The organism is Stenotrophomonas sp. GbtcB23, assembly GCF_019091045.1.
Lineage (GTDB): Bacteria > Pseudomonadota > Gammaproteobacteria > Xanthomonadales > Xanthomonadaceae > Stenotrophomonas > Stenotrophomonas rhizophila_A.
The window spans coordinates 1-24,918 of the sequence record NZ_JAGXKC010000030.1; the positions used below are offsets into that span (position 1 = coordinate 1).

Below are 24,918 nucleotides of genomic sequence, written 5' to 3' on the forward strand. Positions count from 1 at the left end.
GGGGTCGGGCTGCGGTCGACGCCGGCACGGTAGACCAGGGTCGGGCGCAACACGGCCCACTGCATGCCCAGCCGCCCGGCCTGCGTTGCCAGGTTGTGTTCGCCCCGCTGCAGCAGCGCCACCAGCGCCTGTTCGTCCGCCTGCGCCGATCCCTGCTTGGTGAGCACGCTCATCGAGCTGGTGACGATGATCTTGGCTGCCGGCGCAGCGTCCTGGCGGGCCAACCAGTCACCCCACGCATCCAGCGGCGCGAAACTGACGATCGCCTGCAACGGTTCCTGCGGGAACGGCAGGGCGCGCATGTCCCCCACCTGCCAGTCCACGCCGGGCTGCGGGGCCTGCGCATGACGGCTCAGCGCCACCACGGGGAGCTGGGCGGCAACCAGCCGCGGCAGCAGGAACCGGCCAATCTGGCTGGTGCCGCCGGAAACAAGAACCGTCATCGTCCATCCACGTCAAAACGTGCGCGCACTATACCCGACCCGGTCAGCGCACCGGTTCGACGTCGCCCAGGCGCTGTTGCAGCGTCTGGTATTCGGCCGCCGTGGGCGGGACACCCCAGCGCGCGGCCTGGCGCAGGGCCTCGCGTGCGAATGCCACGTCGCCGCGGCCCAGGCGCTCGCTGCCGATCGCCAACCAGCGCTGTCCCAGGCGCAGGCCGGCGTCGGCCTGGCTGCCGCTGCGCGACAATGCCTGCCATGCCTCCAGGCAGGCGCCCGCCGCCTGCACCCGGTTCTCACGCAGGCGATCATCGACGCACTGCTGCGTGGCGGGCAGCATCCGCTGCGCGGCCGCACGCACGCGCGCATCCTGCGGTGCCAACGCCTGCGCTTCGCGCAGTGCGTCATAAGCGCTGCTTCCGGGTGGTGAAAGCATGTCGCCACGCGCCTGCGCGTCGTCGAAACGCGCCAACAGGGCGCGCAGTGCCTGTTCGCGGCGTCGATGCGGCGTGGCCGGCGCGGTCAGCGCACGCTCGGCCTCGCGGGCCTGCGCCACCACCTGGCGTGACGCGGCCAACTGGCGTTCGGACGCACCGAACCCCTGCGCGGCATCCAGCGCCTGCCCGGCAAGGTCAAAGCGGAAATCGGCGGCCTGCCGTGCCGCCGATGCCAGCAGCGCCTCGACCACCTGCTGTCGCCCCTGCTGCGCGGCCGCATCGTCCGGACGCACCGCGAGCACCGACTGGAACGCGTCACCTGCGGCCTGCCAGCGCTGCCGGCGCAGCAGCTGCTGGCCGTCACGCACGCGCGCCTCCAGCGCAGCGTTCAACGCGGCCTCGCTGGCTGGGAGATCGACATGTCCGGCATCGAAGGCGCGCGCACGCTGCACGCGCGAAGCCGCCCCCGCCACATCCCCCTGCGCCGCCGCATCGCGCGCCTGCTGCAGCAGGTCTGAAAGCGCATCCTCGCGTCCTTCCAGCGCGCGCAGGTGGTTGGGCGCGCGCGCCAGCACCTGCTGGAACAAGGGCAACGCGCTGTCATCACTGCCATCCAGGCGCTGCGCCTGCAGCGCGGATTCGGCACGGCCCAGCAACGCACCGATCCCGGCGCCATCCTGCTGGTGCTCGCGCAGGCGACGCGCCACCGCATCGTAGTCGCGCTGCGGCACCTGCAGTTCGCGGGCCAAGGCCAGCGCCCGTTGTGCGGTCGCCAGGTCACCGGCATCCAGCGCCGCACCTGCCTGCCGCAACGCCGCGCGCGCGGTGCGCGCCAGGCCGGCGCGGGCCTGCGGACGATCACTGTCCAGCGCCAGCGCCGCCTGGTACCACTCGCGCGCGCCGCTGCCATCGGCTGCGCTCAGGCGGCCGGCCGCCAGCGCACGGTCGCCCCGGTCCAGCAGCTGCTCCACCTGCGGCTCATTCCAGAACCAGTTGGCCAAGGGGCGCCCGAACGCGACCAGTAGTACGAACACCACCACCGCCACCAGCAGCGCCCAGCGCCAGATGCGCCGCGACTGCCAGGCCTGCACCCACCACCAGCGGCCTTCGCGGCGCACGCGGCGCAGGGCGGCATGCGCGGCGTCCTCATGGTCGGGATGGCGGCTCATTCCGTGAGCGTAGCGTGGGTCACGTGAGGTCAGCCCAGACGCCGCGCGTCGCTGACGCCGGGCAAGGCATCCAGTTTCCCCAACAGCGTCGAAAGCTGGCCGTAGTCGCTCACTTTCAGGCGCAGGCGCAGGTGCGCACGGCCGCTGTTGCGGACGTTGTCGCTGTGGATGTCCAGCACGTACGCGTCCTCCTGCGCGATCAGGTTGGTGATGTCCTTGAGCAGCCAGCGGCGATCCACCGCGTCGACCACCACGTCCACCTCGTAGCCTCCGCCTGCCTGGCCCCATTCGACCGGCAGGATGCGCTGCGGGCTGGCGGCGGACAGCCGCGCCAATGCGGCGCAGTCGGTGCGGTGCACGGTAACCCCGCGGGTACGGGTCAGGTAACCGACGATGGGCTCGCCGGCCACCGGCTGGCAGCAGCGTGCCAGCTGCACCAGGAGATTGCCCACGCCCTGTACGGTGAACTTGGACTTGCCCAGGCTGTCGCGGCGCGCGGTAGGCCGTGGCAACGCGGGCACCGCCGGCTGCGTGGCGGCACGCTCGGCTTCGAGCAATGCCCGGCTGACCTGGTGCGGGCCGGTGTCGCCCAGCGCCACCTGGATGTACAGGTCATCGACGCTGTCGGCATGGAACTTCTTCGCCGCCACGGCCAGGTCCGCCTGCGCCAGCCCCAGCCGCTTCAGTTCGCGGTCGAGCAGGTCGCGCCCGGCCTGCACGTTGCGCGCCCGGTCCAGCTTGTGGAACCAGCCGCGCACCTTCTCGCGCGAGCGGTTGCTTGCGAGGTAACCGTTGGAGGCCAGCAGCCAGTCCCGGCGCGGGTCGGCTTCCTTGCCGGTGAGGATTTCCACCCGGTCTCCACTGCGCAGGCGGTAGGTGAGCGGCACGATGCGCCCATTGACCTTCGCACCACGGCAGCGGTGGCCGACCATGGTGTGCACGTGGTACGCGAAATCCAGCGGCGTGGCGCCCTGCGGCAGGTCCATCACCTCGTCCTTCGGACTCAGCGCATAGACCCGGTCCTCGGTCAGCTCGGCGTCCAGCGCGCCTGCCAGCTCCCCGCCATGACCTTCCTGCGACTGCTCCAGTAGCTGGCGCATCCAGGTGATCTTGCGGTCGAACGCCTTTTCCGCGCCCTTGCTGCCTTCCTTGTAGCGCCAGTGTGCGGCCACGCCGAGCTCGGCCTGGGCGTGCATGTCGTGGCTGCGGATCTGCACTTCGATGGTGCGCCCTTCCGGCCCCACCACGGCGGTATGCAGGGAGCGGTAGTCATTGGCCTTGGGCCGGGCGATGTAGTCATCGAACTCGCTCGGCACCGGTGCCCACAGCGAGTGCACCACGCCCAGCGCGGCGTAGCAGGCCGCCACGTCCTTGACCATCACCCGCACCGCACGGATGTCGTAGAGCTGCTCATACGCGAGCCGCTTTTTCTGCATCTTCCGCCAGATGCTGTAGATGTGCTTCGGGCGCCCGCTGACCTCGGCCTCGATGCCCTGCGCCAGCAGCTCGCGCGACAGCACCTTCTTGACCGACTCGACATAGCGTTCGCGCGCCAGCCGTGTTTCGTCCACTTCACGTGCGATGCGGCGGTAGGTCTCCGGCTCCAGGTGCCGGAACGCCAGATCTTCCAGTTCCCACTTCAGCTGCCAGATGCCCAGCCGGTTGGCCAGCGGTGCATGGATGTCGCGGGTCAGCTGGGCCAGCGCGCGGCGCTCTTCCTCGGGCAGCCTGTCGGCAGCGCGCATCCGCGCCAGCTGCCGGGCCAGCAGGATCGGCACCACCCGCAGGTCCTGGATGATCGACAGCAACAGCCGGCGCAGGCCTTCGCTGTTGCGCCCGGCATCGCGCCCGGCGTGCAGCGCCCAGACCTGGTCGGCCGCGTCCAGGCCCTCGAGCAGGCCGACCACGGCCGTTTTGTGGCTGCCCAGCGGAAGTGCGTCCAGCCCGGCACGCAGCCACGGCAGGTCGAACAACAGGGCCGCCAGCAGGGCGCTGTCGTCGGCCGACAGCAGGGCCAGCGCATCCAGGGTATCGGCCAGCACCGGCCAGGGGGCGGACTGGGCGTGGTCGGCATCGTCGGCCTGCCAGCGCTGCAGCAGCGCCTCGCGCACTGCGGGGGACAGCGAGGCCGCCGAGGGTCGGTTCAACAAGCCATCCAGGCCGGGGACAGAAGCGCGGTTCACAGCATCATGCAGACAAGATAGAGAGCCCTACACTAGCGCTGGTATCGTTGCCGGACAATCAGAACCGGTTCCATCGTGCATTCCTGGAGAGCTGCCATGCGTTTTTCCCGTCTTAGAGTGTTGGCCGCTGCGGCCGTCCTGCTGGCCATGGCCGGGCCCGCCCTCGCCCAGCGCGTGGTCGAAGGCGACCTGCAGCAGCAGATGTCCCCGGCCGAATTCAAGGCAGCTGGCCTGGACAAGTTGAGCCCCGCCGAACTGGCCGCCCTCAACGGCTGGCTGCAGGGCAAGGTGGCCGCAGTCACCGCCGACGTGCGTGAGCAGGTGCGCGAAGAAGCACGCGAGGAAGGCCGCCAGGAAGTCATCGTGAAGAACCGCGGCTTCTTCGACTTCGGCAGCAAGGAGCCGATCGTCAGCACGCTGCAGGGCGAGTTCCGTGGCTTCGGCAAGGGCCGCCGTTACGTGCTGGCCAACAATCAGGAATGGGAACAGACCGACGACACCACGCTCTCGGGTGTGCGCCGCACCGATCCGGAAGTGTCGATTGCCCCGGGCGTGATGGGCGCCTGGTACCTGCAGGTCAAGGGCACCAACACCCGCGCCAAGGTCCAGCGAATCAAATGACCCGCATGTCCCGCGCGGTTGCCGCGCGGGACATGCCTGTTCACGCCTGGCGCAGCGCCGCCACCCGCTGGGCCAGTTTCTTGGCCGAAATGCCGGTCCTGGCCCCCAGTTCCTGCGCGAACAGCGATACCCGCAGCTCTTCCAGGTCCCAGCGCAGCGCCTGCCATTGCGTGCGGTCGCGCAGGCCGCGCGCCTGCGCCTCTTCCAGGGCATCCAGGAACGGACGCAGTTCCAGCATCCGCGCCTGGTCACGCGGCGGATCGCGCTTGGCCCGTTCGCTGCGCAGGATCATCGCGCGCAGGTACCGCGGATACTGCGCCAGTGCTTCAGCAGGCGTCTCACGCAGGAACCCGGGATGGACCAGCGCCGCCAGCTGCTGTTCCAGGTCATCCAGGTTGCCGCGCGCCCAGCCCATCAGCGGTGCTTCCAGCAGCGGCTTGAGTTCGGCCACGTGCGCCAGGATGTTTTCCGCCAGCTTCAGCCGCGCCATCGCCTCGCCGAACAGGTCGCGGCCGGCGGCATCGCGCCGCTTGGCAAAGGCCGCCGGGTCGCGGATCTCGCCCAGGCCGTCGGCCAGCACGGCATTCATCGCCGCATCCACCAGGTCACCGCGCAGGCGTTCCTGCGATTCGATCGAGGCATACAGCAGGCCGGTCTTGGGCGGCACCGGCAGCTGCTTGCGCGCCTGCTTGGCCTTGTCAGCCAACGCGATATCCATCAACCGGCGTACGCCACGCGGATGCTGCTCCAACGCTTCGTTGCGGTCGGCGAAAATGCGCAGTGAGGCGGACTCACCGGCATCCACCAGCGCCGGATACGCCGGCACGCCGGCTTCACCGGGTACCTGCAGCGGAATCGGCGCCGCCGGGAAATCACGCAGCCCTTCGGCTGCCAACGCACGGCCAGCGCGTGCGGCGAATGCATCGCCGGCCTGCGCGCCGAAGCGGGCGCGCAGCGCCTCCAGGTCGCGCGAGGCGGCCAGCAACCTGCCCTGCGCATCGTGCAGGCGCAGGTTCATGCGCAGGTGCGGGTCAAGCGCGCTTTCATCGAAATCGATGGCCGCCACCTGCGCGCCCGTCGCGCGCGACAGGAACCGGGCCAGTTCGCCACGCAGGTCGTCGGCGCTGGGCGCGGGGAACGCCTCGGCGAAGGCACGACCGAAGTCCGGCGCGGGCACGTAGTTGCGGCGCATGGCCTTGGGCAGGCTGCGGATCAGCGCGGAGGCCTTGTCGGCCACGAAGCCCGGCGCCAGCCACGACAGACGTGCCGGGTCCAACGCGTTGAGCAGGTGCAACGGCACATCCAGGCTGACCCCGTCCTCGTCGCTTCCGGGTTCGAAGCGGTAGTGCAGCGCCAGCCGCGCATCGCCCAGCGGCAGGTACGTCGGGTAGCGCTCGGCATCGCTGCCCTCGCCCGGCAGCAGGTCGGCCAGCGTCCACGCCAGCGCGCGCTTCTTCTCCGGGGCCAGCGCCTTCCACCAGGTATCCAGCCCGGTGGCCGAGTGGATCTCGGCCGGAATCCGGTCCAGGTACCAGCGCGCCTGCCAGCCTTCATCGGCCACGATGCCGGCGCGGCGCAGCTTGGCTTCTTCTTCGCGCGCCTGCTCCAGCACCTTGAGGTTGTCGGCGATGACACTGGCGCGGGTGTTGATCTCGCCGGTGACCAACGCCTGGCGCACGAAAATGTCGTGCGCCTCGCCCGGGGCGATGCGGCCGTAGTGCACCGGCTTCTTCGGTGCCAGCACCAGCCCGAACAGGCTGATCTGCTCCGAGGCCAGCACCTGGCCCTGCGCACGCGACCAGTGCGGATCAAAGTGCTTGCGCAGCAGCAGGTGCGGCAGTTCGGCGATCACCCAGTCCGGTTCGATCGCCGCATTGGTCAGGCCCCATACCTTCTGCGTATCCAGCAGGGTGGCGGCCAGCAGCCACGGCGGCGGCCGTTTGGCCATCACCGAGCCGGGGAATGGCAGGAAGCGGCGCTGGCGCGGGGCCAGGAAATCGCCCTTGTCGCTGCGGTGGCCGATCTGGGTTGGCAGGCCGGCGATCAGTGCACGGTGCAGGGTCTGGTAGGCCGCGGCACGCACGCGCTCGCTGAAGGCATTGCGGGCCTCTACGGCCACTGCGGGGGCGGCCGGCACAACCGTGGCAGCCGGCGGTTCGGTCTTGCCCTCGCGGGCCAGGCGGGCGGCACGATGCTGCTGGCCACGGGTGGCCTTGGCCTTCTCGGCATCATCGCGAACGGGCGCAGGGGCCGACGAACCGGCCAGCAACGGCGCCATCGCACTGTCCAGCGGCTCTTCGCTCCAGCCGAGCTCTTCGCACAGCACCCGCAGCTGGCGGTGCAGCTCGCGCCATTCGCGCATGCGCAGGAAGCCGAGGAAATGGCGATCGCACCAGTTACGCAGCTTGGATTGGGTCAGGTCTTCGTGGGCCTGGCGATAGCCTTCCCACAGGCGCAGCACGCCGACGAATTCAGAGCGCCCATCGGCAAACAGCGCGTGTGCGTTGTCAGCGGCGGCACGCGCTTCGGGCGGGCGTTCGCGCGGATCCTGGATGCCCAGGAACGAAGCAATGACCAGCATCGGGCGCAGGCAGCCCTGCGCCTGCGCGGCGACCAGCATGCGGGCCAGCTTCACATCCACCGGCAGGCGCGCCATCTGGCGGCCGATCGGGGTAAGCCGGCGATCGTTGTCGATCGCGCCCAACTCGCCGAGCTGCTGCCAGCCATCAGCAATGGCGCGCTCGTCGGGGGCTTCCAGGAACGGGAAATCCTCGATCCGGCCCAGGCCCAGCTGCAGCATGCGCAGGATCACCCCGGAAAGGCTGGAGCGGCGGATTTCCGGATCGGTGAACTCGGCGCGCGACTGGAAATCCGCTTCGGAGTACAGCCGGTAGCAGATGCCTGCGGAGACGCGACCGCAACGGCCCTTGCGCTGGTTGGCGCTGGCCTGTGAAATCGCCTCGATATGCAGCCGGTCCAGCTTCTGGCGTGGGCTGTAGCGCTTGACCCGGGCCAGGCCCGGATCGATCACGTAGCGGATGCGCGGCACCGTGAGCGAGGTTTCGGCCACGTTGGTGGCCAGCACGATGCGGCGCTTGCTGCCCGGGTTGAACACCGCGTCCTGGTCCTTCACCGACAGCCGCGCGTACAGCGGCAGCACTTCGGTTTCGCGGTATTTACGCCGTTCCAGCGCCTGGTGCGCGTCGCGGATTTCGCGTTCACCCGGGAAGAACAGCAGGATGTCACCGCGCGGGTCGAGCCGGGTGATTTCATCCACTGCCGCCACCACCGCATCGTTGACGGTGCGTTCGCCATCGCGGCCGCCGTCCTCATCGCCACCGCCCTCGCCTTCCAGCGTGCGGTAGCGTACTTCCACCGGGAACGTGCGGCCTTCCACGCTGATCACCGGCGCATCGTCGAAGTGCTGGGCGAAGCGGGAGGTATCAATCGTCGCCGAGGTGACGATCAGCTTGAGGTCCGGGCGCTTGCGCAGCAGCTGCTTGAGGTAGCCGAGCAGGAAATCGATGTTGAGGCTGCGTTCGTGCGCCTCGTCGACGATGATCGTGTCGTACTGCGACAGCCAGCGGTCGCTGCTGATTTCGGCCAGCAGGATGCCGTCGGTCATGAACTTGATGCGGGTATCGTCGCCAACCCGATCGGTGAAGCGCACCTGGTAGCCGACCGTGGTGCCCAGCTCGGAGTGCAGCTCCTGCGCCACGCGGGTGGCCACCGCACGTGCGGCAATCCGTCGCGGCTGGGTGCAGCCGATCATGCCGGCCACGCCGCGCCCGGCGGCCAGGCACAGCTTCGGCAGCTGGGTGGTCTTGCCCGACCCGGTTTCACCCGCGATGACCACGACCTGGTGTTCGCGGATCAGCGCGGTGATGCGCTCGGCTTCACGCGCGATCGGCAGGCTGTCGTCCAGACTGATCGACGGCTGGTTGAGCGCCCGCGCCTGGCGCCGCTGCACCGACGCGTGCAGGGCCTGCTGGAATGCCGCCGCCACGCCGGCATCGGCCGGTTTGGCCCGCCAGCGCGAGAGCATGCCGAGCAGACGACCGCGATCACGGCTCATGGCCCCGTCAATGGCGGCCTGCTGCGAAGACAGGGACGAAGCATCGGGTTGTTTGATAGCAGTCATCAATCGGATCGTTTAGAACTTATGAGTACAACTGAAGGTTAGTCTGACTTATTGTGAAGGCCATCCCATCCAACACGAGGATTTCCCCCATGGCGAAGACCAAGACCCCGGCCAAACCCAAGGCCACCAAGCCCCAGGGCGCCAAACTGAAGCTGTCAGCAGCGGCGCCCTCGGCCCCGAACATTGATATCGGGATCAAGGAAGCGGATCGCAAGAAGATTGCCGAGGGCCTGTCGGCCTTCCAGGCAGACGCGTTCACGCTCTACCTGAAGACCCACAACTTCCATTGGAACGTGACGGGCTCGATGTTCAACTCGCTGCACCTGATGTTCGAGACCCAGTACACCGAACAGTGGGCGGCCCTGGACGACGTGGCTGAACGCATCCGCGCCCTGGGCTTCAACGCGCCGGGCTCCTACCGCGAGTTCGCCGCCCTGACCTCGATCGCCGAGGAACCGGGCCTGACCGACAGCGCGGACTGGCGTGAAATGGTACGCCAGTTGGTCGCCGCCAACGAGGCCGTGTGCCGGACCGCCCGCAAGGTGCTGGACGTGGCCGACGACGCCGACGACGCCCCGACCGAAGACCTGATGACCCAGCGCCTGCAGACCCACGAGAAGTACGCCTGGATGCTCCGCTCGCTCCTCCAGTAACGCCGGCCCCGTTCCCCCGATGCTCCATCGGGGGAATTCCGGACGGGGAACGCACCCCCCGGAACCGGTAAACTAGCGCGATGTCTTCCCGCCCCGCGCACGAACTGCTGCACCGCATCTTTGGTTACGACGATTTCCGCGGTCCGCAGCAGGCGATCGTCGAGCATGTCGCGGCCGGTAATGACGCGCTTGTGCTGATGCCCACCGGCGGCGGCAAGTCGCTGTGCTACCAGGTGCCTTCCCTGCTGCGCGAGGGCACCGGCATCGTCATCTCACCGCTGATCGCGCTGATGCAGGACCAGGTGGAAGCCCTGCGCCAGCTGGGCGTGCGCGCCGAATACCTGAATTCGACCCTGGATGGCGAAACCGCCGCCCGGGTAGAGCGCGAGCTGGCCGCCGGCGAGCTGGAACTGCTGTACGTCGCGCCCGAGCGGCTGCTCACCGGCCGTTTCCTGTCCCTGCTGGCGCGCAGCCGCATTGCCCTGTTCGCCATCGACGAAGCCCATTGCGTCTCGCAGTGGGGCCACGATTTCCGCCCTGAATACCGCCAGCTCACCGTTCTGCACGAGCGCTGGCCGGACGTGCCGCGCATCGCGCTGACCGCCACCGCCGACCCGCCGACCCAGCGCGAGATCGCCGAGCGGCTGGACCTGACCAATGCCCAGCACTTCGTCAGCTCCTTCGACCGGCCCAACATCCGCTACACCGTGGTGCAGAAGGACAACGCCAGGCGCCAGCTGCTGGATTTCCTGCGCGGCCACCGCGATGAAGCGGGCATCGTCTACTGCATGTCGCGACGCAAGGTCGAGGAAACCGCCGAGTTCCTGTGCAAGGAGGGCATGAACGCCCTGCCCTACCACGCCGGCCTGCCGGCCGAGGTGCGCGCGGCCAACCAGCGCCGATTCCTGCGCGAAGACGGCATCGTGATGTGCGCCACCATCGCCTTCGGCATGGGCATCGACAAGCCCGACGTGCGCTTCGTGGCGCATACCGACCTGCCCAAGTCGATGGAAGGCTATTACCAGGAAACCGGCCGTGCCGGCCGCGACAGCGAACCGGCCGAAGCTTGGCTCTGCTACGGCCTGGGCGACGTGGTGCTGCTCAAGCAGATGATCGAGCAGTCCGAGGCGGGCGAAGAGCGCAAGGCGCTGGAACGCTCCAAGCTCGACCACCTGCTGGGCTACTGCGAATCCATGCAGTGCCGCCGCCAGGTGCTGCTGGCCGGGTTCGGCGAAACCTATCCGCAGCCGTGCGGCAACTGCGACAATTGCCTGCAGCCACCCGATGCCTGGGATGCCAGCGTGGCCGCGCAGAAGGCGCTGAGCTGCGTGTACCGCAGTGGCCAGCGGTTCGGCGTGGGCCACCTGATCGACATCCTGCGCGGCGGCGAGAACGACAAGATTCGCCAGTTCGGCCATACCGAACTGAGCACCTACGGCATCGGCAAGGATCTTGATGCCCGCACCTGGCGCAGCGTGTTCCGCCAGCTGGTGGCCGCCGGCCTGCTGGAAGTGGACAGCGACGCCTACGGCGGCCTGCGCCTGACCGACGGCAGCCGCCAGGTGCTCAAGGGCGAGCGCAAGGTGATGATGCGCCGCGAAAGCCCCAGGACCCGCGAACGCGAGCGCGGCGGCCAGCGCACCGGCCTGTCGGTGCTGCCGCAGGACCTGGCCCTGTTCAACGCCCTGCGCGGCCTGCGTGCCGAGCTGGCACGCGAGCAGAACGTGCCGGCCTTCGTGATCTTCCACGACAGCACCCTGCGCAACATCGCCGAACAGCGCCCCACCAGCATCGACGCGCTGGGCCGCGTAGGCGGCATCGGTGGCACCAAGCTGTCCCGCTACGGCGAGCGGCTGGTGGAGATCGTCCGCGAAGAAGGCTGATGCGCGCGCGCCCAGCCAGACCCACGTCCAACGTTGAACCTGCCGTTCAGGCACAGGTGCGTGGTGCGCGCTTTGGCGCTAATGTGGCGCCCATGTCCGCCGGTGGCCTGCTCCTGCGAGTGGTATTGATGCTCAGCCTGTTGCTCAACGGGCTGAACGCGGCCATGGCCGGCCCCATGGTGCTGGCGATGGCCACGCCCGCCGCTGCCGAAGACGCACCCGCGCCGCCCTGCCATGGCCAGGAGCATGCCGCCCTGCACGGTGCCCCGGCCGAACCGCCGGCCCAGGCACCGGACGACGGCGAGCACTGCAGGATCAAGGACTGCCTGCGCAACTGCGCCCAGCAGCCCAGCCTGACCGTGCAGATCGCCTGGATCCCGGTACCGCCACCCCCGTCGCCGTTGCTGCTGCAGGTTGCCCACCCGTCCCTGCCCAGCCCGCCGCTGGACCGCATCACCCGCCCTCCCATCGCCTGAGCGCGCGTTCGCCACGAACGCCTGCGTAACGCGATGCCGTGCTGACGCACGCGCGTCCTGCCGGCACCTGCGCGTGCCCCTCGGATCCGATTCGGAGTTGCAATGTCATACCCCTCTTCCCCCGGCGCGGGCGCCCCGCCCGTACCGTCGCGACGCCTGTTCGTGCAGGGCCTGGCCGCCGGCGGCGTGGTTGCCGGCCTGGCAGGCGCCGTGCCCGCGCGCGCCCTGGCCAACGCCGCCCCCCGCGTGGCTACCGCCCCGCAGGTGCTCAGCGGCCATCAGTTCCAGCTGAGCATCGGCGAATCACTGGCCAACTTCACCGGCCGCACCCGCCCGGCGATCACCGTCAACGGCAGCCTGCCCGCACCGATCCTGCGCTGGCGCGAAGGCGACACCGTCAACGTGCGCGTGGCCAACGCCCTGCAGGGCCACCCCACCTCGATCCACTGGCACGGCATCCTGCTGCCGGCCAACATGGACGGCGTGCCCGGCCTGAGCTTCAACGGCATCGCCCCGGGCGAGGCCTACCAGTACCGGTTCACCCTCAAGCAGTCCGGCACCTACTGGTACCACAGCCATTCCATGTTCCAGGAACAGGCCGGCCTGTACGGCGCGCTGATCATCGACCCGCTGCAGCCGGCCCCTTACCGGTTCGACCGCGAGCACGTGATCCTGCTGTCGGACTGGACCGACATGGACCCCGGCGCGCTGTTCCGGCGCATGAAGAAGCTCGCCGAGCACGACAACTACTACAAGCGCACGCTGCCCGATTTCCTGCGCGACGTGCGCCGCGATGGCTGGAGCGCGGCCACCGCCGACCGCGGCATGTGGGGAAGGATGCGGATGACCCCCACCGACATCTCCGACATCAATGCCCACACCTACACTTACCTGCTCAACGGCACCGCCCCGGCCGGCAACTGGACCGGGCTGTTCCGCAGCGGCGAAAAGGTGCTGCTGCGCTTCATCAACGGCGGTTCGATGACCTACTTCGACGTGCGCATTCCCGGCCTGAAGATGACCGTGGTCGCCGCCGACGGGCAGTACATCCACCCGGTCAGCATCGATGAATTCCGCATCGCGCCGGCGGAAACGTTCGATGTGATCGTCGAGCCCACTGGCCAGGATGCGTTCACCATCTTCTGCCAGGACATGGGCCGTACCGGCTACGCCGCCGGCACCCTGGCCGTGCGCCACGGGCTCCAGGCACCGATTCCCGCGCGCGACCCGCGCCCGCTGCTGACGATGAGCGACATGGGGCATGACATGGGCGGCATGGGCCACGACATGAAGGGCATGGAAGGCGGCTGCGGCGCCAACATGGGCCATGCCGGCCATGGCAGCGCCGGCAAGGCACCGCGCCACGCGCCGAGCGAGAACGGCAACCCGCTGGTCGACATGCAGAGCGCGGCCACCGGGCCCAAGCTCGACGACCCGGGCATCGGCCTGCGCGACAACGGCCGCCAGGTCCTCACCTATGGCGCGATGCGCAGTCTGTTCGAGGATCCCGATGGGCGCGAGCCGTCGCGCGAGGTCGAACTTCATCTCACCGGCCACATGGAAAAATTCAGCTGGTCGTTCGATGGCATTCCGTTTGCCAGCGCCGAACCGCTGCGCCTGAACTACGGCGAGCGCATGCGCATCGTGCTGGTCAACGACACCATGATGCAGCACCCCATCCACCTGCACGGGGTGTGGAGCGACCTGGAAAACGCAGACGGCGAATTCCAGGTACGCAAGCACACCATCGACATGCCGCCCGGCACCCGCCGCAGCTACCGCGTGCGCGCCGATGCGCTGGGCCGCTGGGCCTACCACTGCCACCTGCTCTACCACATGGAAGCAGGGATGATGCGCGAAGTGAGGATTGAAGAATGAAGATGCTCACCGTCGCCCTTCTGAGCGCCATCGCCGGGCCGGCGTGGGCGCAGTCGCATGCGCACGCACACACCGATGCAGCACCCGCGGCTGCACCGGCCGCGGTCGACCATTCGAAGATGGACCACTCGAAAATGGACCATTCAACGATGGATCACTCGACGATGGATCACGCCGCCATGGGCCATGGCACCGCGCCGGTTGCTCCGCGCGAACCCATTCCCGAAGTCACCGACGCCGACCGAGCGGCCGCCTTCCCGCCCATCAACCATGATGCGATGGAGCACGCACCGAATGTGCACAGCCTGCTGCTGATCAACCGGCTGGAACACTGGGATGGCCAGCACGGCACCGGCCAGGCCTGGGAAGCCAGCGGCTGGGTCGGCAGCAACATCAACCGCCTGTGGGTACGCAGCGAAGGCGAACGCAGCGGCGGGCGCACGGAGTCGTCCGATCTCGAAGTGCTGTACGGGCGCAGCGTGTCACCGTGGTGGGACGTGCTGGTGGGCGTGAAGCAGGACTTCCGCCCGGCGGACTCGCGCACCTGGGCCGCGTTCGGCATCCAGGGCCTGGCCCCGTACAAGTTCGAAACCTCGGCGACGGCGTACGTCGGCGAAGGCGGACAACTGGCTGCCACGATGGAGGTCGAGTACGAGCTGCTGCTCACCAACCGCCTGATCCTGCAGCCACTGGTGGAGGCCACGCTCGCCGCCAGGGACGAACCCGAGCACGGCATGGGTGCGGGCCTGAACAAGGTCGAGGCCGGGTTGCGCCTGCGCTACGAGTTCAGCCGCCGCTTCGCCCCGTACATCGGTGTCAGCCACGAGCGCCTGTTCGGTGACACGGCCGATTACCACCAGGCAGCGGGCGAGCACACCCGTGACACCCGCTGGGTGGCCGGGGTGCGGGTCTGGTTCTGATGGCACTGCAGATCCGCCGTGCAACGCCTGCCGATGCAGAGCTGCTCTCTGCATTGGCCATGGCCACCTACACAGAGACCTTCGGCGACTCGTATCCGCCGCAGGACCTGCGCGACTTCCTCGACGCGCACTACTCACCCGCACCCCAGCGTCGTGAGCTGGAAAATCCGCTCAGCGCCGCATGGCTGCTGTTCGATGGCGAGCAGGCCATCGGCTACCTCGCAGCCGGGCCGAACAGCCTGGCCCATGCCTTGGCGACGGAAGGCGATATCGAACTGAAGCGGCTGTACGTGCACGCCAGCCACCAAGGTGGCGGCCACGGCGCACGGCTGATGGACGCGTTGCTGGACTGGCTGGACCAGCCCCGGCGCCGCACGCTGTGGGTGGGCGTGTGGTCGGAGAACTTCGGCGCGCAGCGCTTCTACGCGCGCTACGGCTGTGTGCAGGTAGGCACCTATGAATTCCCGGTGGGCGAAAGCCGCGACCTGGAATTCATCCTGCGCCGGCCCTGAGCAGGACCGGCACACGGATCGCGTGGACGATCAGAAATCGAACAGGTCGGACAGGAAGCTTTCTTTCTTCTTCTTGCGGTAGCCCTGGCCATCCCCATAGTGCTGCTGGCCGAGGTGGCGGGTGTCGCGGTGCTGCACCTGCGGGTGGACCTGCTGCGGCGGCGGAGGCGGCGCGGCGGCACGCACCGGGGCGGGCGCGGCCGCACCGGCCGAGCGCTCGATGATCTTGTCCAGCTCACCACGGTCCAGCCACACGCCCCGGCAATGCGGGCAGTAATCGATTTCGATGCCCTGGCGCTCGGACATCACCAGCGCTTGGGTCGTACATACGGGGCATTGCATCGATTTGGCTCCATTCGGGGTCAGATCCTGACTGTACCGTGGCCTACCTGACCCGCACACAACAGAACAACGTTCGGCTGACGGTTTTTGCACGATCCCCTCACCTTCTGCTGCCCATACTGCCGCGCCTTTCCACCCAAACCCTGCAGGGGAACCCGCGTCATGCTGTTGTCCAAGCGCCATGTTGCACCGCGCGTGCTGTTGATCGAAGACACCGAAGACACCCGTGAACTGAGCCGCATGGCGCTGGAAAGCCAGGCCTGCGACGTGGCCGCCGTCAGCTCGGCCGAAGCCGCCTTGGGCCTGCTGCAGGCCGGCGAGCGCTTCGACCTCGTATTCACCGACGTCTGCCTGGGCGGGCTGAGCGGGATCGAAGCGGCCCACCGCATCCGCCAGCACCAGCCCAGCCTGCCGGTACTGGTCACCTCCGGCCTGCAGCCGGACCGGGTCACCCCGCAGCTGGCCCCGGGGATCCACTTCCTGCCCAAGCCGTATTCGATGAGCGAGCTGCTGGATGCGATCCGCGCCTGCTTCGGCGACCAGGATGTGGATCGGGCGGCCTGAGCCCGGAAGCCGACAGGGCGCGCTGGCCGCGCCCTGCTTTCATCAGGATTTCATCGAGCCCTGCGCATCGTTCGGCAAGTGAACCTCCCTTGCCGGAATCCTGATCATGCAGACCCGATTGCTGCTTGGCACGCCCCTGCTACTCCTGGCCACGCTGACCGACGTGCGCGCGGATGACTTTGTCACCTGCGAAAGCCGCGACAACCGCTACCAGTCCTGTGCATTGCCCTACGCCGGCTATGTCACGCTGGACCGCAAGCTGTCCGGTGCCGACTGCCGCCAGGGGCGCAGCTGGGATTACGACCGCCGCAACGTCTGGGTCGACGACGGCTGCCGCGCCTCGTTCCGGGTGCGCGGCGATGATCGCCACCATGACCGCGACGACGACAACCATGATGCGAGGGTGGCGGCCGGCGTGCTGGTCGGTGCGGCAATCCTGGGCGCGCTCGTGCACAACGCCAACAAGCAGGACGAGCGCTACAACGATGACAACTACCAGGGCGCGCGTCATACCTCGTACGTGCCGCAGTGGATGGTGGGCGAGTTCGAGGGCTACAACCCGATGTACAACACCGACATCCGCATGCGCATCGAAGCCGATGGCCGGATGTCGGCACAGGCCAGCGGACAGAACCTGTCGGGCTGGGTCAATGGCGGCCAGCTCAACGTGGGCAGCAGCGTGTTCGACATCAACCAGAGCCGCGATGGCTTCGTGACCACCGAAGTGGGCGATCGTCAGAACGAAGTGCGCTACCGCCGCGTACGCTGAGCGGTGTGTTGGTGCCGGCCTGTGCCGGCACCCACTTCACTTTACCTGCCCGCCGCCTTGCAACTCAGGCGCGTGCCGTAGAACTCCAGCGTGGCCTCGCCCTGGTGTTCCCAGAACTCCACGCCCTCGCGGGTGTAACGGCTGCCACTGGCTGACGGTGCGGCAAACGCGATGGCCTGGTCGCGACCCAACCCGATGACCGCAACCTGCGGGTCAAGCTCGTTGTAGAACACCACCGAAAGCGGCTTGCTGGTGTCATCGCATTGATACTGCGTCGCGGCCGGTCCCGGCCCAGTGGCCGCCGCCAGGCGGAGCTCGACGATGCGGGTCTGGTACGACTCAAGCAGGCAGCGGTTGGCGTCCACCGCCTGCCAGCAGGCATCGCGGCCCTTGATCCAGCCGCGCTGTTCAGCGGCCACGTCAAGCTCGCCCGGACCGGTCTGCGCCGCCTTGTACAGCCCGGCCAGTTCCCGATCCAATGCGGACAACCGTGCGTCACCGCATACGGTCTTCTCCGCATCCGAGCCGGCCTTGGCGCAATCGAACGACGGGCCCTCGGAACCCGCCGCCGGCAGCGCGGCTGGCGCGGTGGCGGGCTTCGGCGATTCGGACGCAGCTTCGCTCGTGGCGGGTGCGGAGGGAGCTGCCGCCGTATCGGTCGGCGTGGGCTTGCAGGCCGCCAGCGCCAGCGCGCCCAGGCCGATCAGGACAAAACGGTTCATGGCACCTCCACAGCGCCTGCTACTCAATCTACCTAGTCTGCGCCATGCCGCGCTCAGGCGGCGTGTAAGTGCGCTATTCAATGGTGCAGTCATCGACGCGAGCGGTATCGGGCAGGACTTCGATACTGCCCACCGCCAGCTGCTCCAGGATCGTTTCCGGCCCGCGCCAGCTGCGCCATTGCAGGCCGACACTGGCGGCGCGCGCGTCGTGGATGCGATCCACCACCGGCAGTGACCATCCGCGACGGTCGTACTCGGCCAGCCATTGCGGGCACCGCCGGGCCAGGACATCGCGCGGGTGCGTCACCAGCGCCTCGCAATCCTCCCGCTGGAACGGCGTCCAGCCACTGACCAGGTAACGCTGGAACGCCGGGCCGTGATTGGTCAGCGCAGCCACATGCGCGTCCGCCACGTCACGGACATCGATTCCGCGATGCAACCGGTACAGCATCATGCGTTCCGGCGGCTCCGGAAAGCAGCGCGACATCCGGATCACGCGCACATCCAGGTCGGGTCCAGCGGCCTGTTCCAGCCACTGTTCGGCGGCCAGCTTGGAGCGGTGGTAAACGGTGCGGGGCTGGGGCGTGGTCTGCTCATCCACCCAGGTGCAGCGCCCCGGCACGATGGCGTGCCCGTACAGCGCGGTGGTGCTGGTGAACACCAGCCGCCGCACGCCCGCCTCGCGCGCCAGCATCGCCAGCGTGCGGGTGCCTTCCACGTTGATGCGCTGGAATTCGCTGTCGCTGAAAAGGCCCACATGCGGCGCGTGCAACGCAGCGGCATGGATGACCGCATCCACGCCTTGCAGGGCCTTGGCCAGCATCCGGGTATCAGTGAAATCGGCCACGTGACGCGTGGTCGCAAAGGGGCTCCGGTCAATGCCCACCACCTCGTGGCGGGCGGCCAGGGCGCCAAAGATGGCGCGACCTACCCGGCCTGAACTTCCTGTCAGGAGAATCTTCACTGGAGAGCACATGTCAGCGCCCGGGAGCTACCGGGATCGATGGATTGTATCCATCGGGAACACGCTCTGGCGTACAACGAGAATGACTCCGGTGGCGAGTGCTGCGTGTTGTGACGGAGGTCTTCGCCAGCAACAAAAAAGGCGCCTTTCGGGCGCCTTCAATCGTTTGATGCAGTGGTGGGCCGTGATGGATTCGAACCATCGACCAAAAGATTAAAAGTCTTCTGCTCTACCGACTGAGCTAACGGCCCATTGCATGCCCCGACTTCGCGCCGGGGGTGCGCATTCTAACCCATCTTGCGCCGCAGGCGTACCCCGGCGATCAGGCGTAACGGGTCGGGTCGGCCACGCCGGCGTCGGCGAAGCCCTGCGCGCGCAGGCGGCAGGCGTCGCAGTGGCCGCAGGCCGCGCCGCTGTCGTCGGCGTTGTAGCAGGAGACGGTCAGGCCGAAATCCACGCCCAGGCGCACGCCTTCACGCACGATGTCTGCCTTGCTCAGGAACTGCAGGGGCGCGTGTACCTGGATGCCCGCCCCTTCCACGCCGGCCTTGGTGGCCAGGTTGGCCAAAGTCTGGAAGGCGCTGATGAACTCAGGGCGGCAGTCCGGGTAGCCGGAGTAATCCACGGCGTTGACGCCGCAGAAGATGTCGTTGGCGCCCAGCACTTCAGCCCAGCCCAGCGCGACCGAGAGCATGATGGTGTTGCGTGCCGGCACGTAGGTGACCGGAATGCCCTCGCCGCCCGCTTCGGGCACGTCGATGTCGTCGGTCAGCGCCGAGCCGCCGATGCTGCGCAGATCCACGTTGACGGTCTTGTGCGCGACCACGCCCAGCGCCTTGGCCACGGCCGCGGCGGCGTCCAGTTCGGAGGTGTGGCGCTGGCCGTAGCGCACGCTCAGCGCATGCACGGCGAAGCCCTGCTCGCGGGCCATGGCGACGACGGCGGCGGAATCCATGCCGCCGGACAGGAGGACAACTGCGTTCTTCATGAGGGTGTTTCCGGTGGGTTGCGGGAAAGCCAGCACGCTGTCCCGCGCCGGTACATCAAGGGGCAACGAACGGGCTCAGCGGCCCGGTTCGTCGTCCCACAGAATCTTGTGCAGCTGCATCTGGAATCGGACTGGCAGGCGATCTTCCACGATCCAGTCAGCCAGCTCGCGCGGGCTGACCTGGCCCTTGCTGGGCGAGAACAGCACCATCGAGCGCTCGTTCAAGCGGTGCTCGCGGACCATGCCCCGCGCCCAGTCGTAGTCCTCGCGGCTGCACAGCACGAACTTGATCTGGTCGCGGCGGGTCAGCAACGGCAGGTTTTCCAGGCGGTTGCGTGCCATCTCGCCCGAACCGGGGGTCTTGAGGTCGACCACGCGCGACACCCGCGCGTCCACGCCGCTCACATCCAGCGCGCCGGAGGTTTCCAGCGAGACGTCCAGGCCGGCCTCGCAGAGCTTTTCCAGCAGCACCAGGCAGCGCTTCTGCGCCAGCGGCTCGCCACCGGTCACGCACACGTGGTGGACGCCCTGGGCCAGCACTTCGCGCACGATCTCGTCGATATCCCACCAGGTGCCGCCGTGGAAGGCGTAGGCGGTGTCGCAGTAGGTGCAGCGCAGCGGGCAGCCGGTCAGGCGCACGAACACGGTCGGCCAGCCGGCGGTATCGGCTTCGCCCTGCAGGGAGGTGAAGATCTCGGTGATCTTCAGCCGTGGCAGGGGCGACTGCACGATCTCGCTGGGGAGCGCGGCGGCGGCGGACAGGGGGCTGGTCATCTTGGGGGTCTGGTGTGCGGTTACGGAAACGAGAGCAGCCAGGCAGGGCCTGGCTCTACGGTGCCCGAAACAGTCGGGCCAACCTTTGATTATACCGGCCTTGGCCGGTCGGGGCCTCAGCGGATCTGCTGGCCGAGGCGGATGGCCTGCAGACGGTCCTGCGCGGTGCGCGCGGCGTCCGAACCGGGGTAGGTGTTGACGACCTGCTCCAGGGTGGCCTGGGCTTCATCGATCCTGCCTTCGCCGTACTGGGAAAGGCCGATCTTCAACAGGCCACCAGAGGCCTTGTCGTGGGTCGGGTAACGCGCGATGAGGTCGCGGAACTGCGCCTCGGCAAGCGGGAAATTGCGGGTGGCGTAGTAGCTTTCACCCAGCCAGTACAGCGCGTTGGGGGTGTAGACGCCATTGGGATAGAGCTCGAGGAAGCTCAGGAACAGCTGGGCCGAGTCGTCGTACTTGCCGGCCTTGAGCGAATCAAAGGCCACGTTGTACGCGGTGCGCTCATCGCCACTGGCGGCAAGGCTGCCCGGGTCGCCGTGCACGGAGGGCGGCCGCTCGGTGGCGGCCACTGCCGGTGCGGCGGGCTTGGGGGCAACGGCCGGTGCATTCGCGGCCGGAGCGGCCGGAAGGATCGGGGCCGAGCCACCTTCAATACGGTTCAGACGCCCGTCCAGGTCAAGGTACTGGTCCTGCGAGGTCTGCTTGAGCTGGGCGTTTTCGTTCTGGAGCTGCTCAACCGTGCTCTGCAGCTGCTGGATCTGCTGCCGAAGCTGGTTGACCTGGTTCAACAGGTCCTGGTTGGAGCTGTTGTTGTAGGCCTGCTGCTCGAGCGCGCCAACGCGGTCGGCCAGGCTCTGCCGCTGGGCCTGCGCCGGTGCGGCAGCCACGAGGGCTGCCGCAACGACCAGCATCAGGGATTTGATGCCGATGCGCATGGATTACTGCGCGGTGTAGACGATTTCGACGCGACGGTTCTGCGACCAGCAACCTTCGTTCGACTCGGTGCAGGTCGGACGCTCTTCACCGTAGGACACGACGGTGATCTGGCTGGCCGAACCACCGTTGGCCTGCAGCGCCGAGGACACGGCGTTGGCACGACGCTCACCCAGGGCCTGGTTGTAGGCGCGCGAACCGCGCTCGTCGGTGTGACCCTGCAGGGTCATGCGGGCCGACGGACGGTCACGCAGGTACTTGGCGTGGCAAGCCATCTGGGCCTGGAATTCCGGCTTGATTGCATCCTGGTCCAGGTCGAAGAACACAACGCGCTGGCGCAGGCAGGCGTCGGTGTCCAGGTCGCCCGGGCCGTACAGGCCGGAGGTCGACGGGCCGGTCGGCTGCGAGGTGCTGCCGGTGTCGACCGGAGCAGCAGGCTGTTCCTTGACCTTCTTGGAGCAACCGGCCAGAGCGGCCACGGACAGCAGGGAGACAAGCAAAACGCGGGTGGTCTTGTTCATGTAGTTACCTTTGAGGCTCCTAAAGCCGGATGTAGGGATGAATACGTGCGGATCTTAACACTCTGTTAGCGCTTTGTACGGTATGGCGACCAAGAAGGTTCGCGGACATCACCGTCGGCCAGTACCAGCCGCTGGCGCACGCGCGCATCAGCCGACACGGCATACAACACTCCACGACCACCCTCGCGGGCGGCATACAGCACCATGCTTGCGTTGGGCGCAAACGTGGGGGACTCGTCAAGCGAACCCGGCGACAGCGTGCTCCAGCGCGGCGAGCCCAGGCTGCTGTCCATCATCGCGATCTTGTAGGTATTGCCGCTGCCCTGCGCCACGACCAGCTTCTTGCCGTCGTAGGACATGCTCGGGGTCGCGTTGTAGTTGCCCTGGAAGGTCACGCGCGAGGCGCTGCCACCGCTGGAGGAGACCTGGTAGATCTGCGGGCGGCCGCCACGGTCGGAGGTGAAGTAGACGCTGGAACCGTCTGCGCTCCAGGTCGGCTCGGTGTCGATGGCGAAGTGGTTGGTGAGCTGGGTGAGCTGCTTGCTGCCCAGGTCCATCACGTAGATTTCCGGGTTGCCGCTGCGCGACAGCGACAGGGCCAGGCGGCGGCCGTCCGGGGAGAACGACGGGGCGCTGTTGATGCCGCGGAAGCTGGTGACCAGCTCACGGGCGCCGGTGGCGATGTTCTGGATGTAGATCGCCGAATTGCCACGCTCGAAGCTGACGTAGGCCAGGCGGTTGCCGTCCGGGCTCCACGAGGGCGACAGCAGCGGTTCGGCCGAACGCACGATGGTCTGCGGGTTGAAGCCGTCCGAATCGGCCACCATCAGCGCGTAGCGCATGGCATCGCCCTTCCCGCTGGCGGTGACATAGGCGATGCGGGTCCAGAAGGCGCCGCGCACACCGGTGATCTTTTCGTAGATGGCGTCGGCCATCTGGTGGGCGACGTCGCGCATGGCATTGCCACGGGCGGTCATCGCCAGGCCCAGCAGGCGCTCGCCCTTGGGCACGTCATACAGCTCGTATTCGACGCGGTAGGCGCCGGCACCGGCGTCCATGACCCGGCCGACCACGATGTAGTTCTGCTTCAGCGCGCGCCAGGTGGCGAACTGGATCTCGCCGCCGCGGGTGGGCTTTTCGACGATCTGCGCTTCGGGCAGGGTGCGGAACTGGCCGGAACGCTCCAGGTCAGCGCGAACCACCTGCGCCACGTCGGTCTGCGGGGCGGCGGCCGAGCCCTGGTAGGGCATGGGCACCACGGTGATGGGCAGCGCGGAGGCGTTGCCGCCGATGATGTCGATGTCCAGGCCCCTCTGCTGCGCAGCGGCGGCAAGTGGCAGGAACAACAAAGCCGCGAACACGGCAAACCAGCGAGGCATCTTCTTCATGGGCGCTCTATAGGGGGAAAACCAGAACGAGGGATAACAGCAGTGCGGTGAACGGTTTCGCAATCATGAACCAACCGGGTGTGAAATCCGAGTGGTCATGCCACGAAAAATCACGTGTCATTAACGAAACCGGGCACGGCCTGCCCGCCCGGGATCAGTTGTCCTGGGCGGTAAAGGTGAAGTTGAGCTGGCGCGAGAACACCTCTTCGAAGCCGCGGTACGGCAGCGGCTGGGCGTTGAGCACGGCGGCTTCGATCGAACGGCGGCCGGCTTCGTCGAACGGGCAATCCGGGCTGACCTTGGCCGAGTTCACGTTGCCGCCGGGCAGCTGCACGATCACGATCTTGCAGCGCTGGCCGAACGGCACGTTGTCCGGGCGGGTCCACGCCGCCAGCACCTTCTGCTGGATCGCTGCCGCGTACTTGGCCCGCAGGTCGTCGCTGGTACCGCCGCCGCCGGCGGCCGGCTGGGCGGCGCCGCTGGAACCGGCGGTGGACTGCCCTGCGGCGGCACGCGCGGCAGCCAGCTGGCGCAGCTTCTGCTCGGCGAGCTTCGCTTCCTTCTCGGCGGCCTCGCGGCGGCTGCGGATCTCGGCGATCTTCTTCTGGCGCTCGGCTTCTGCCTTGACGTCGTTGGCCTTCTGCTCCTGCTCGGCCAGCTTCTTCTTCTGCGCGGCCTCTTCCTGCTGCTTGGCCAGGCGCAGTTTCTGCTCGGCCTCTTCCACGCGCTTGCGCTCGGTCAGGTCAATCTGCTCCTGGCGGCGCTTGGCTTCCTGCTCCTGCTTGGCCTTCTCGGCCGAGATCGACATCGCGTTGACCGCGGCCTGGTCGACCGTGTCGGGCTGGGCGATGCGTTCCTGGGCGTTCTGCTGCTGCGGGGTAGGCGCGTCCTGCGGGCGCGGCTCGGGCAGCGGCTGTGGCGGCGGCACGGTGTCTTCTTCCACCGGGATCGGCTCGGCCACCGGCTCGGGCAGGTCAGGCAGTTTTTCCGAGGCGCGCAGCGCCTGGCGTGCCGCAGCGGCTTCCGAGGCCGACAGCTGCAGGCTGGCTTCAATGGCCGGGTCGCCGGCGGCCGCTTCGGTGCTGCGCTGGGGTGACCACAGCCAGGCGGCGATGAATACCAGCGCGAGCAGCACGTGGACCAGGATCGCCAGCGCGATGGGCAGGCCCCACTCGCCTTCCGGCTGGCGCTGCGGTGGCAGGGCTTCAGCGTGCATCGGTCGCCAGGCCCACCTTTTCCACGTTGGCGCGCTTGATCACGTCCATCGCCGCGACCACCTTTTCATAGGCCACGGCCTTGTCGGCGGCCACGATCACGCGCAGGTTCTTGTCCTGTGCGGCGAGCGCGCCGAGCTGGGCCTGCAGCTGGCCGGCGTCCATCGGCGCCGGCTCCTTGGCTTCCGGCAGCTTCAGGCTGAGCTGGCCGTCCAGGCGCACCGAGACAATCACCGGGTCCTGCTTGCTCTCCAGCGCCTTGGCCTGCGAACTGGGCAGGTCCACTTCAAAGCTCAGGGTGAGCAGCGGCGCGGTGACCATGAAGATGATCAACAACACCAGCATGACGTCGATGTACGGCACGACGTTGATTTCGGATTTGAGCTTGCGGCGCTTGCGGCGGCCGATGGCAGCGGTCATGGCGTG

22 protein-coding genes, 1 tRNA gene and 1 pseudogene are annotated in these 24,918 nt (G+C 68.0%); 9 read left to right on the forward strand and 15 right to left on the reverse strand.

Annotated elements, in window-relative coordinates; genetic code table 11:
• The 3 genes and pseudogenes from KVS69_RS12955 to KVS69_RS12965 form a co-directional block, all read right to left on the reverse strand.
• Positions 1-443, reverse strand: a pseudogene (locus tag KVS69_RS12955) (hypothetical protein); the annotation flags it as partial.
• Between the two features lie 43 nt (positions 444-486).
• Positions 487-2,046 carry a hypothetical protein gene (locus KVS69_RS12960; protein WP_217538398.1) on the reverse strand — a complete coding sequence of 520 codons (1,560 nt, stop codon included), beginning with the start codon at positions 2,044-2,046 and terminating at the stop codon, positions 487-489.
• 29 nt (positions 2,047-2,075) lie between these two features.
• A complete protein-coding gene (locus KVS69_RS12965) occupies positions 2,076-4,229 on the reverse strand; it encodes a bifunctional (p)ppGpp synthetase/guanosine-3',5'-bis(diphosphate) 3'-pyrophosphohydrolase (protein WP_184126762.1) in 2,154 nt (717 codons plus the stop codon).
• Between the two features lie 96 nt (positions 4,230-4,325).
• Between KVS69_RS12965 and KVS69_RS12970 the strand changes: the two genes are divergently transcribed.
• Positions 4,326-4,850 carry a hypothetical protein gene (locus KVS69_RS12970; RefSeq protein WP_217538400.1) on the forward strand — a complete coding sequence of 175 codons (525 nt, stop codon included), beginning with the start codon at positions 4,326-4,328 and terminating at the stop codon, positions 4,848-4,850.
• A 40-nt stretch (positions 4,851-4,890) separates the two neighbouring features.
• Here KVS69_RS12970 and hrpA read toward each other — a convergent pair whose 3' ends face one another.
• On the reverse strand, positions 4,891-8,991 hold the full coding sequence (hrpA, locus tag KVS69_RS12975) for an ATP-dependent RNA helicase HrpA (protein WP_217538402.1): 4,101 nt from the start codon (positions 8,989-8,991) through the stop codon (positions 4,891-4,893).
• Positions 8,992-9,080: 89 nt separating this feature from the next.
• On the opposite strand from hrpA, the gene KVS69_RS12980 reads away from it, so the two are divergent.
• The 6 genes from KVS69_RS12980 (at position 9,081) to KVS69_RS13005 (ending at position 15,313) form a co-directional block, all read left to right on the forward strand.
• The gene (locus KVS69_RS12980) at positions 9,081-9,644 is read left to right on the forward strand and encodes a Dps family protein (RefSeq protein WP_254622169.1); all 564 of its coding nucleotides are present in this window, start codon (positions 9,081-9,083) and stop codon (positions 9,642-9,644) included.
• 80 nt (positions 9,645-9,724) lie between these two features.
• On the forward strand, positions 9,725-11,527 hold the full coding sequence (gene recQ / locus KVS69_RS12985; protein WP_217538404.1) for a DNA helicase RecQ: 1,803 nt from the start codon (positions 9,725-9,727) through the stop codon (positions 11,525-11,527).
• A 92-nt stretch (positions 11,528-11,619) separates the two neighbouring features.
• Positions 11,620-12,003 carry a CopL family metal-binding regulatory protein gene (locus tag KVS69_RS12990; protein ID WP_217538406.1) on the forward strand — a complete coding sequence of 128 codons (384 nt, stop codon included), beginning with the start codon at positions 11,620-11,622 and terminating at the stop codon, positions 12,001-12,003.
• 102 nt (positions 12,004-12,105) lie between these two features.
• Positions 12,106-13,881, forward strand: coding sequence for a copper resistance system multicopper oxidase (locus tag KVS69_RS12995; protein ID WP_217538407.1), 1,776 nt, complete (start codon positions 12,106-12,108; stop codon positions 13,879-13,881).
• On the forward strand, positions 13,878-14,801 hold the full coding sequence (locus KVS69_RS13000) for a copper resistance protein B (RefSeq protein ID WP_217538408.1): 924 nt from the start codon (positions 13,878-13,880) through the stop codon (positions 14,799-14,801). The genes KVS69_RS12995 and KVS69_RS13000 overlap by 4 nt, the downstream gene beginning before the upstream one ends.
• Complete coding sequence (locus tag KVS69_RS13005) at positions 14,801-15,313, forward strand: GNAT family N-acetyltransferase (protein WP_217538409.1); 513 nt, start codon at positions 14,801-14,803, stop codon at positions 15,311-15,313. Before KVS69_RS13000 ends, KVS69_RS13005 begins: the two co-directional genes overlap by 1 nt.
• 30 nt (positions 15,314-15,343) lie before the next feature.
• Here KVS69_RS13005 and KVS69_RS13010 read toward each other — a convergent pair whose 3' ends face one another.
• Positions 15,344-15,655 carry a zf-TFIIB domain-containing protein gene (locus KVS69_RS13010; RefSeq protein ID WP_217538410.1) on the reverse strand — a complete coding sequence of 104 codons (312 nt, stop codon included), beginning with the start codon at positions 15,653-15,655 and terminating at the stop codon, positions 15,344-15,346.
• A 162-nt stretch (positions 15,656-15,817) separates the two neighbouring features.
• Here KVS69_RS13010 and KVS69_RS13015 point away from each other — a divergent pair, with 162 nt between their 5' ends.
• Together KVS69_RS13015 and KVS69_RS13020 are read left to right on the forward strand one after the other, a co-directional pair.
• Positions 15,818-16,219, forward strand: a complete 402-nt coding sequence (locus KVS69_RS13015) for a response regulator (RefSeq protein ID WP_068853740.1) — start codon at positions 15,818-15,820, stop codon at positions 16,217-16,219.
• A gap of 106 nt (positions 16,220-16,325) precedes the next feature.
• Entirely contained in the window at positions 16,326-16,988 is a 663-nt protein-coding gene (locus KVS69_RS13020; protein WP_217538411.1) for a DUF3011 domain-containing protein, read from the forward strand.
• Positions 16,989-17,029: 41 nt separating this feature from the next.
• Here the strand turns inward: KVS69_RS13020 and KVS69_RS13025 are convergent, their stop codons facing one another.
• From KVS69_RS13025 to tolR, 10 genes are all read right to left on the reverse strand, one after another.
• Entirely contained in the window at positions 17,030-17,710 is a 681-nt protein-coding gene (locus KVS69_RS13025; RefSeq protein WP_217538412.1) for an MliC family protein, read from the reverse strand.
• 73 nt (positions 17,711-17,783) lie between these two features.
• The gene (locus KVS69_RS13030; protein WP_254622170.1) at positions 17,784-18,686 is read right to left on the reverse strand and encodes an NAD-dependent epimerase/dehydratase family protein; all 903 of its coding nucleotides are present in this window, start codon (positions 18,684-18,686) and stop codon (positions 17,784-17,786) included.
• A gap of 163 nt (positions 18,687-18,849) precedes the next feature.
• Positions 18,850-18,925, reverse strand: a tRNA-Lys gene (locus KVS69_RS13035).
• Between the two features lie 71 nt (positions 18,926-18,996).
• Complete coding sequence (gene queC, locus KVS69_RS13040) at positions 18,997-19,662, reverse strand: 7-cyano-7-deazaguanine synthase QueC (RefSeq protein WP_068853746.1); 666 nt, start codon at positions 19,660-19,662, stop codon at positions 18,997-18,999.
• 75 nt (positions 19,663-19,737) lie between these two features.
• Positions 19,738-20,436, reverse strand: a complete 699-nt coding sequence (gene queE, locus KVS69_RS13045) for a 7-carboxy-7-deazaguanine synthase QueE (RefSeq protein WP_093533754.1) — start codon at positions 20,434-20,436, stop codon at positions 19,738-19,740.
• A gap of 116 nt (positions 20,437-20,552) precedes the next feature.
• Positions 20,553-21,371: a tol-pal system protein YbgF gene (ybgF, locus tag KVS69_RS13050; RefSeq protein ID WP_217538415.1), complete on the reverse strand. Its 819-nt coding sequence runs from the start codon at positions 21,369-21,371 to the stop codon at positions 20,553-20,555.
• 3 nt (positions 21,372-21,374) lie between these two features.
• Entirely contained in the window at positions 21,375-21,890 is a 516-nt protein-coding gene (gene pal, locus KVS69_RS13055; protein ID WP_068853749.1) for a peptidoglycan-associated lipoprotein Pal, read from the reverse strand.
• A 65-nt stretch (positions 21,891-21,955) separates the two neighbouring features.
• Positions 21,956-23,278: a Tol-Pal system beta propeller repeat protein TolB gene (gene tolB / locus KVS69_RS13060; RefSeq protein WP_068853750.1), complete on the reverse strand. Its 1,323-nt coding sequence runs from the start codon at positions 23,276-23,278 to the stop codon at positions 21,956-21,958.
• Between the two features lie 154 nt (positions 23,279-23,432).
• Positions 23,433-24,494: a cell envelope integrity protein TolA gene (tolA, locus tag KVS69_RS13065; RefSeq protein WP_095364363.1), complete on the reverse strand. Its 1,062-nt coding sequence runs from the start codon at positions 24,492-24,494 to the stop codon at positions 23,433-23,435.
• On the reverse strand, positions 24,484-24,912 hold the full coding sequence (tolR, locus tag KVS69_RS13070; protein WP_068853752.1) for a protein TolR: 429 nt from the start codon (positions 24,910-24,912) through the stop codon (positions 24,484-24,486). Before tolR ends, tolA begins: the two co-directional genes overlap by 11 nt.
• Positions 24,913-24,918 lie beyond the last annotated feature (6 nt).

What these genes read in the sequence shown, in the direction of transcription:
- KVS69_RS12960 (WP_217538398.1), bottom strand. Translation starts at nt 2,046, where the DNA reads ATGAGCCGCCATCCCGACCATGAGGACGCCGCGCATGCCGCCCTGCGC.
- KVS69_RS12970 (WP_217538400.1), top strand. Translation starts at nt 4,326, where the DNA reads ATGCGTTTTTCCCGTCTTAGAGTGTTGGCCGCTGCGGCCGTCCTGCTG.
- hrpA (WP_217538402.1), bottom strand. Translation starts at nt 8,991, where the DNA reads ATGACTGCTATCAAACAACCCGATGCTTCGTCCCTGTCTTCGCAGCAG.
- KVS69_RS12980 (WP_254622169.1), top strand. Translation starts at nt 9,081, where the DNA reads ATGGCGAAGACCAAGACCCCGGCCAAACCCAAGGCCACCAAGCCCCAG.
- recQ (WP_217538404.1), top strand. Translation starts at nt 9,725, where the DNA reads ATGTCTTCCCGCCCCGCGCACGAACTGCTGCACCGCATCTTTGGTTAC.
- KVS69_RS12990 (WP_217538406.1), top strand. Translation starts at nt 11,620, where the DNA reads ATGTCCGCCGGTGGCCTGCTCCTGCGAGTGGTATTGATGCTCAGCCTG.
- KVS69_RS12995 (WP_217538407.1), top strand. Translation starts at nt 12,106, where the DNA reads ATGTCATACCCCTCTTCCCCCGGCGCGGGCGCCCCGCCCGTACCGTCG.
- KVS69_RS13000 (WP_217538408.1), top strand. Translation starts at nt 13,878, where the DNA reads ATGAAGATGCTCACCGTCGCCCTTCTGAGCGCCATCGCCGGGCCGGCG.
- KVS69_RS13005 (WP_217538409.1), top strand. Translation starts at nt 14,801, where the DNA reads ATGGCACTGCAGATCCGCCGTGCAACGCCTGCCGATGCAGAGCTGCTC.
- KVS69_RS13010 (WP_217538410.1), bottom strand. Translation starts at nt 15,655, where the DNA reads ATGCAATGCCCCGTATGTACGACCCAAGCGCTGGTGATGTCCGAGCGC.
- KVS69_RS13015 (WP_068853740.1), top strand. Translation starts at nt 15,818, where the DNA reads ATGCTGTTGTCCAAGCGCCATGTTGCACCGCGCGTGCTGTTGATCGAA.
- KVS69_RS13020 (WP_217538411.1), top strand. Translation starts at nt 16,326, where the DNA reads ATGCAGACCCGATTGCTGCTTGGCACGCCCCTGCTACTCCTGGCCACG.
- KVS69_RS13025 (WP_217538412.1), bottom strand. Translation starts at nt 17,710, where the DNA reads ATGAACCGTTTTGTCCTGATCGGCCTGGGCGCGCTGGCGCTGGCGGCC.
- KVS69_RS13030 (WP_254622170.1), bottom strand. Translation starts at nt 18,686, where the DNA reads ATGTGCTCTCCAGTGAAGATTCTCCTGACAGGAAGTTCAGGCCGGGTA.
- queC (WP_068853746.1), bottom strand. Translation starts at nt 19,662, where the DNA reads ATGAAGAACGCAGTTGTCCTCCTGTCCGGCGGCATGGATTCCGCCGCC.
- queE (WP_093533754.1), bottom strand. Translation starts at nt 20,436, where the DNA reads ATGACCAGCCCCCTGTCCGCCGCCGCCGCGCTCCCCAGCGAGATCGTG.
- ybgF (WP_217538415.1), bottom strand. Translation starts at nt 21,371, where the DNA reads ATGCGCATCGGCATCAAATCCCTGATGCTGGTCGTTGCGGCAGCCCTC.
- pal (WP_068853749.1), bottom strand. Translation starts at nt 21,890, where the DNA reads ATGAACAAGACCACCCGCGTTTTGCTTGTCTCCCTGCTGTCCGTGGCC.
- tolB (WP_068853750.1), bottom strand. Translation starts at nt 23,278, where the DNA reads ATGAAGAAGATGCCTCGCTGGTTTGCCGTGTTCGCGGCTTTGTTGTTC.
- tolA (WP_095364363.1), bottom strand. Translation starts at nt 24,494, where the DNA reads ATGCACGCTGAAGCCCTGCCACCGCAGCGCCAGCCGGAAGGCGAGTGG.
- tolR (WP_068853752.1), bottom strand. Translation starts at nt 24,912, where the DNA reads ATGACCGCTGCCATCGGCCGCCGCAAGCGCCGCAAGCTCAAATCCGAA.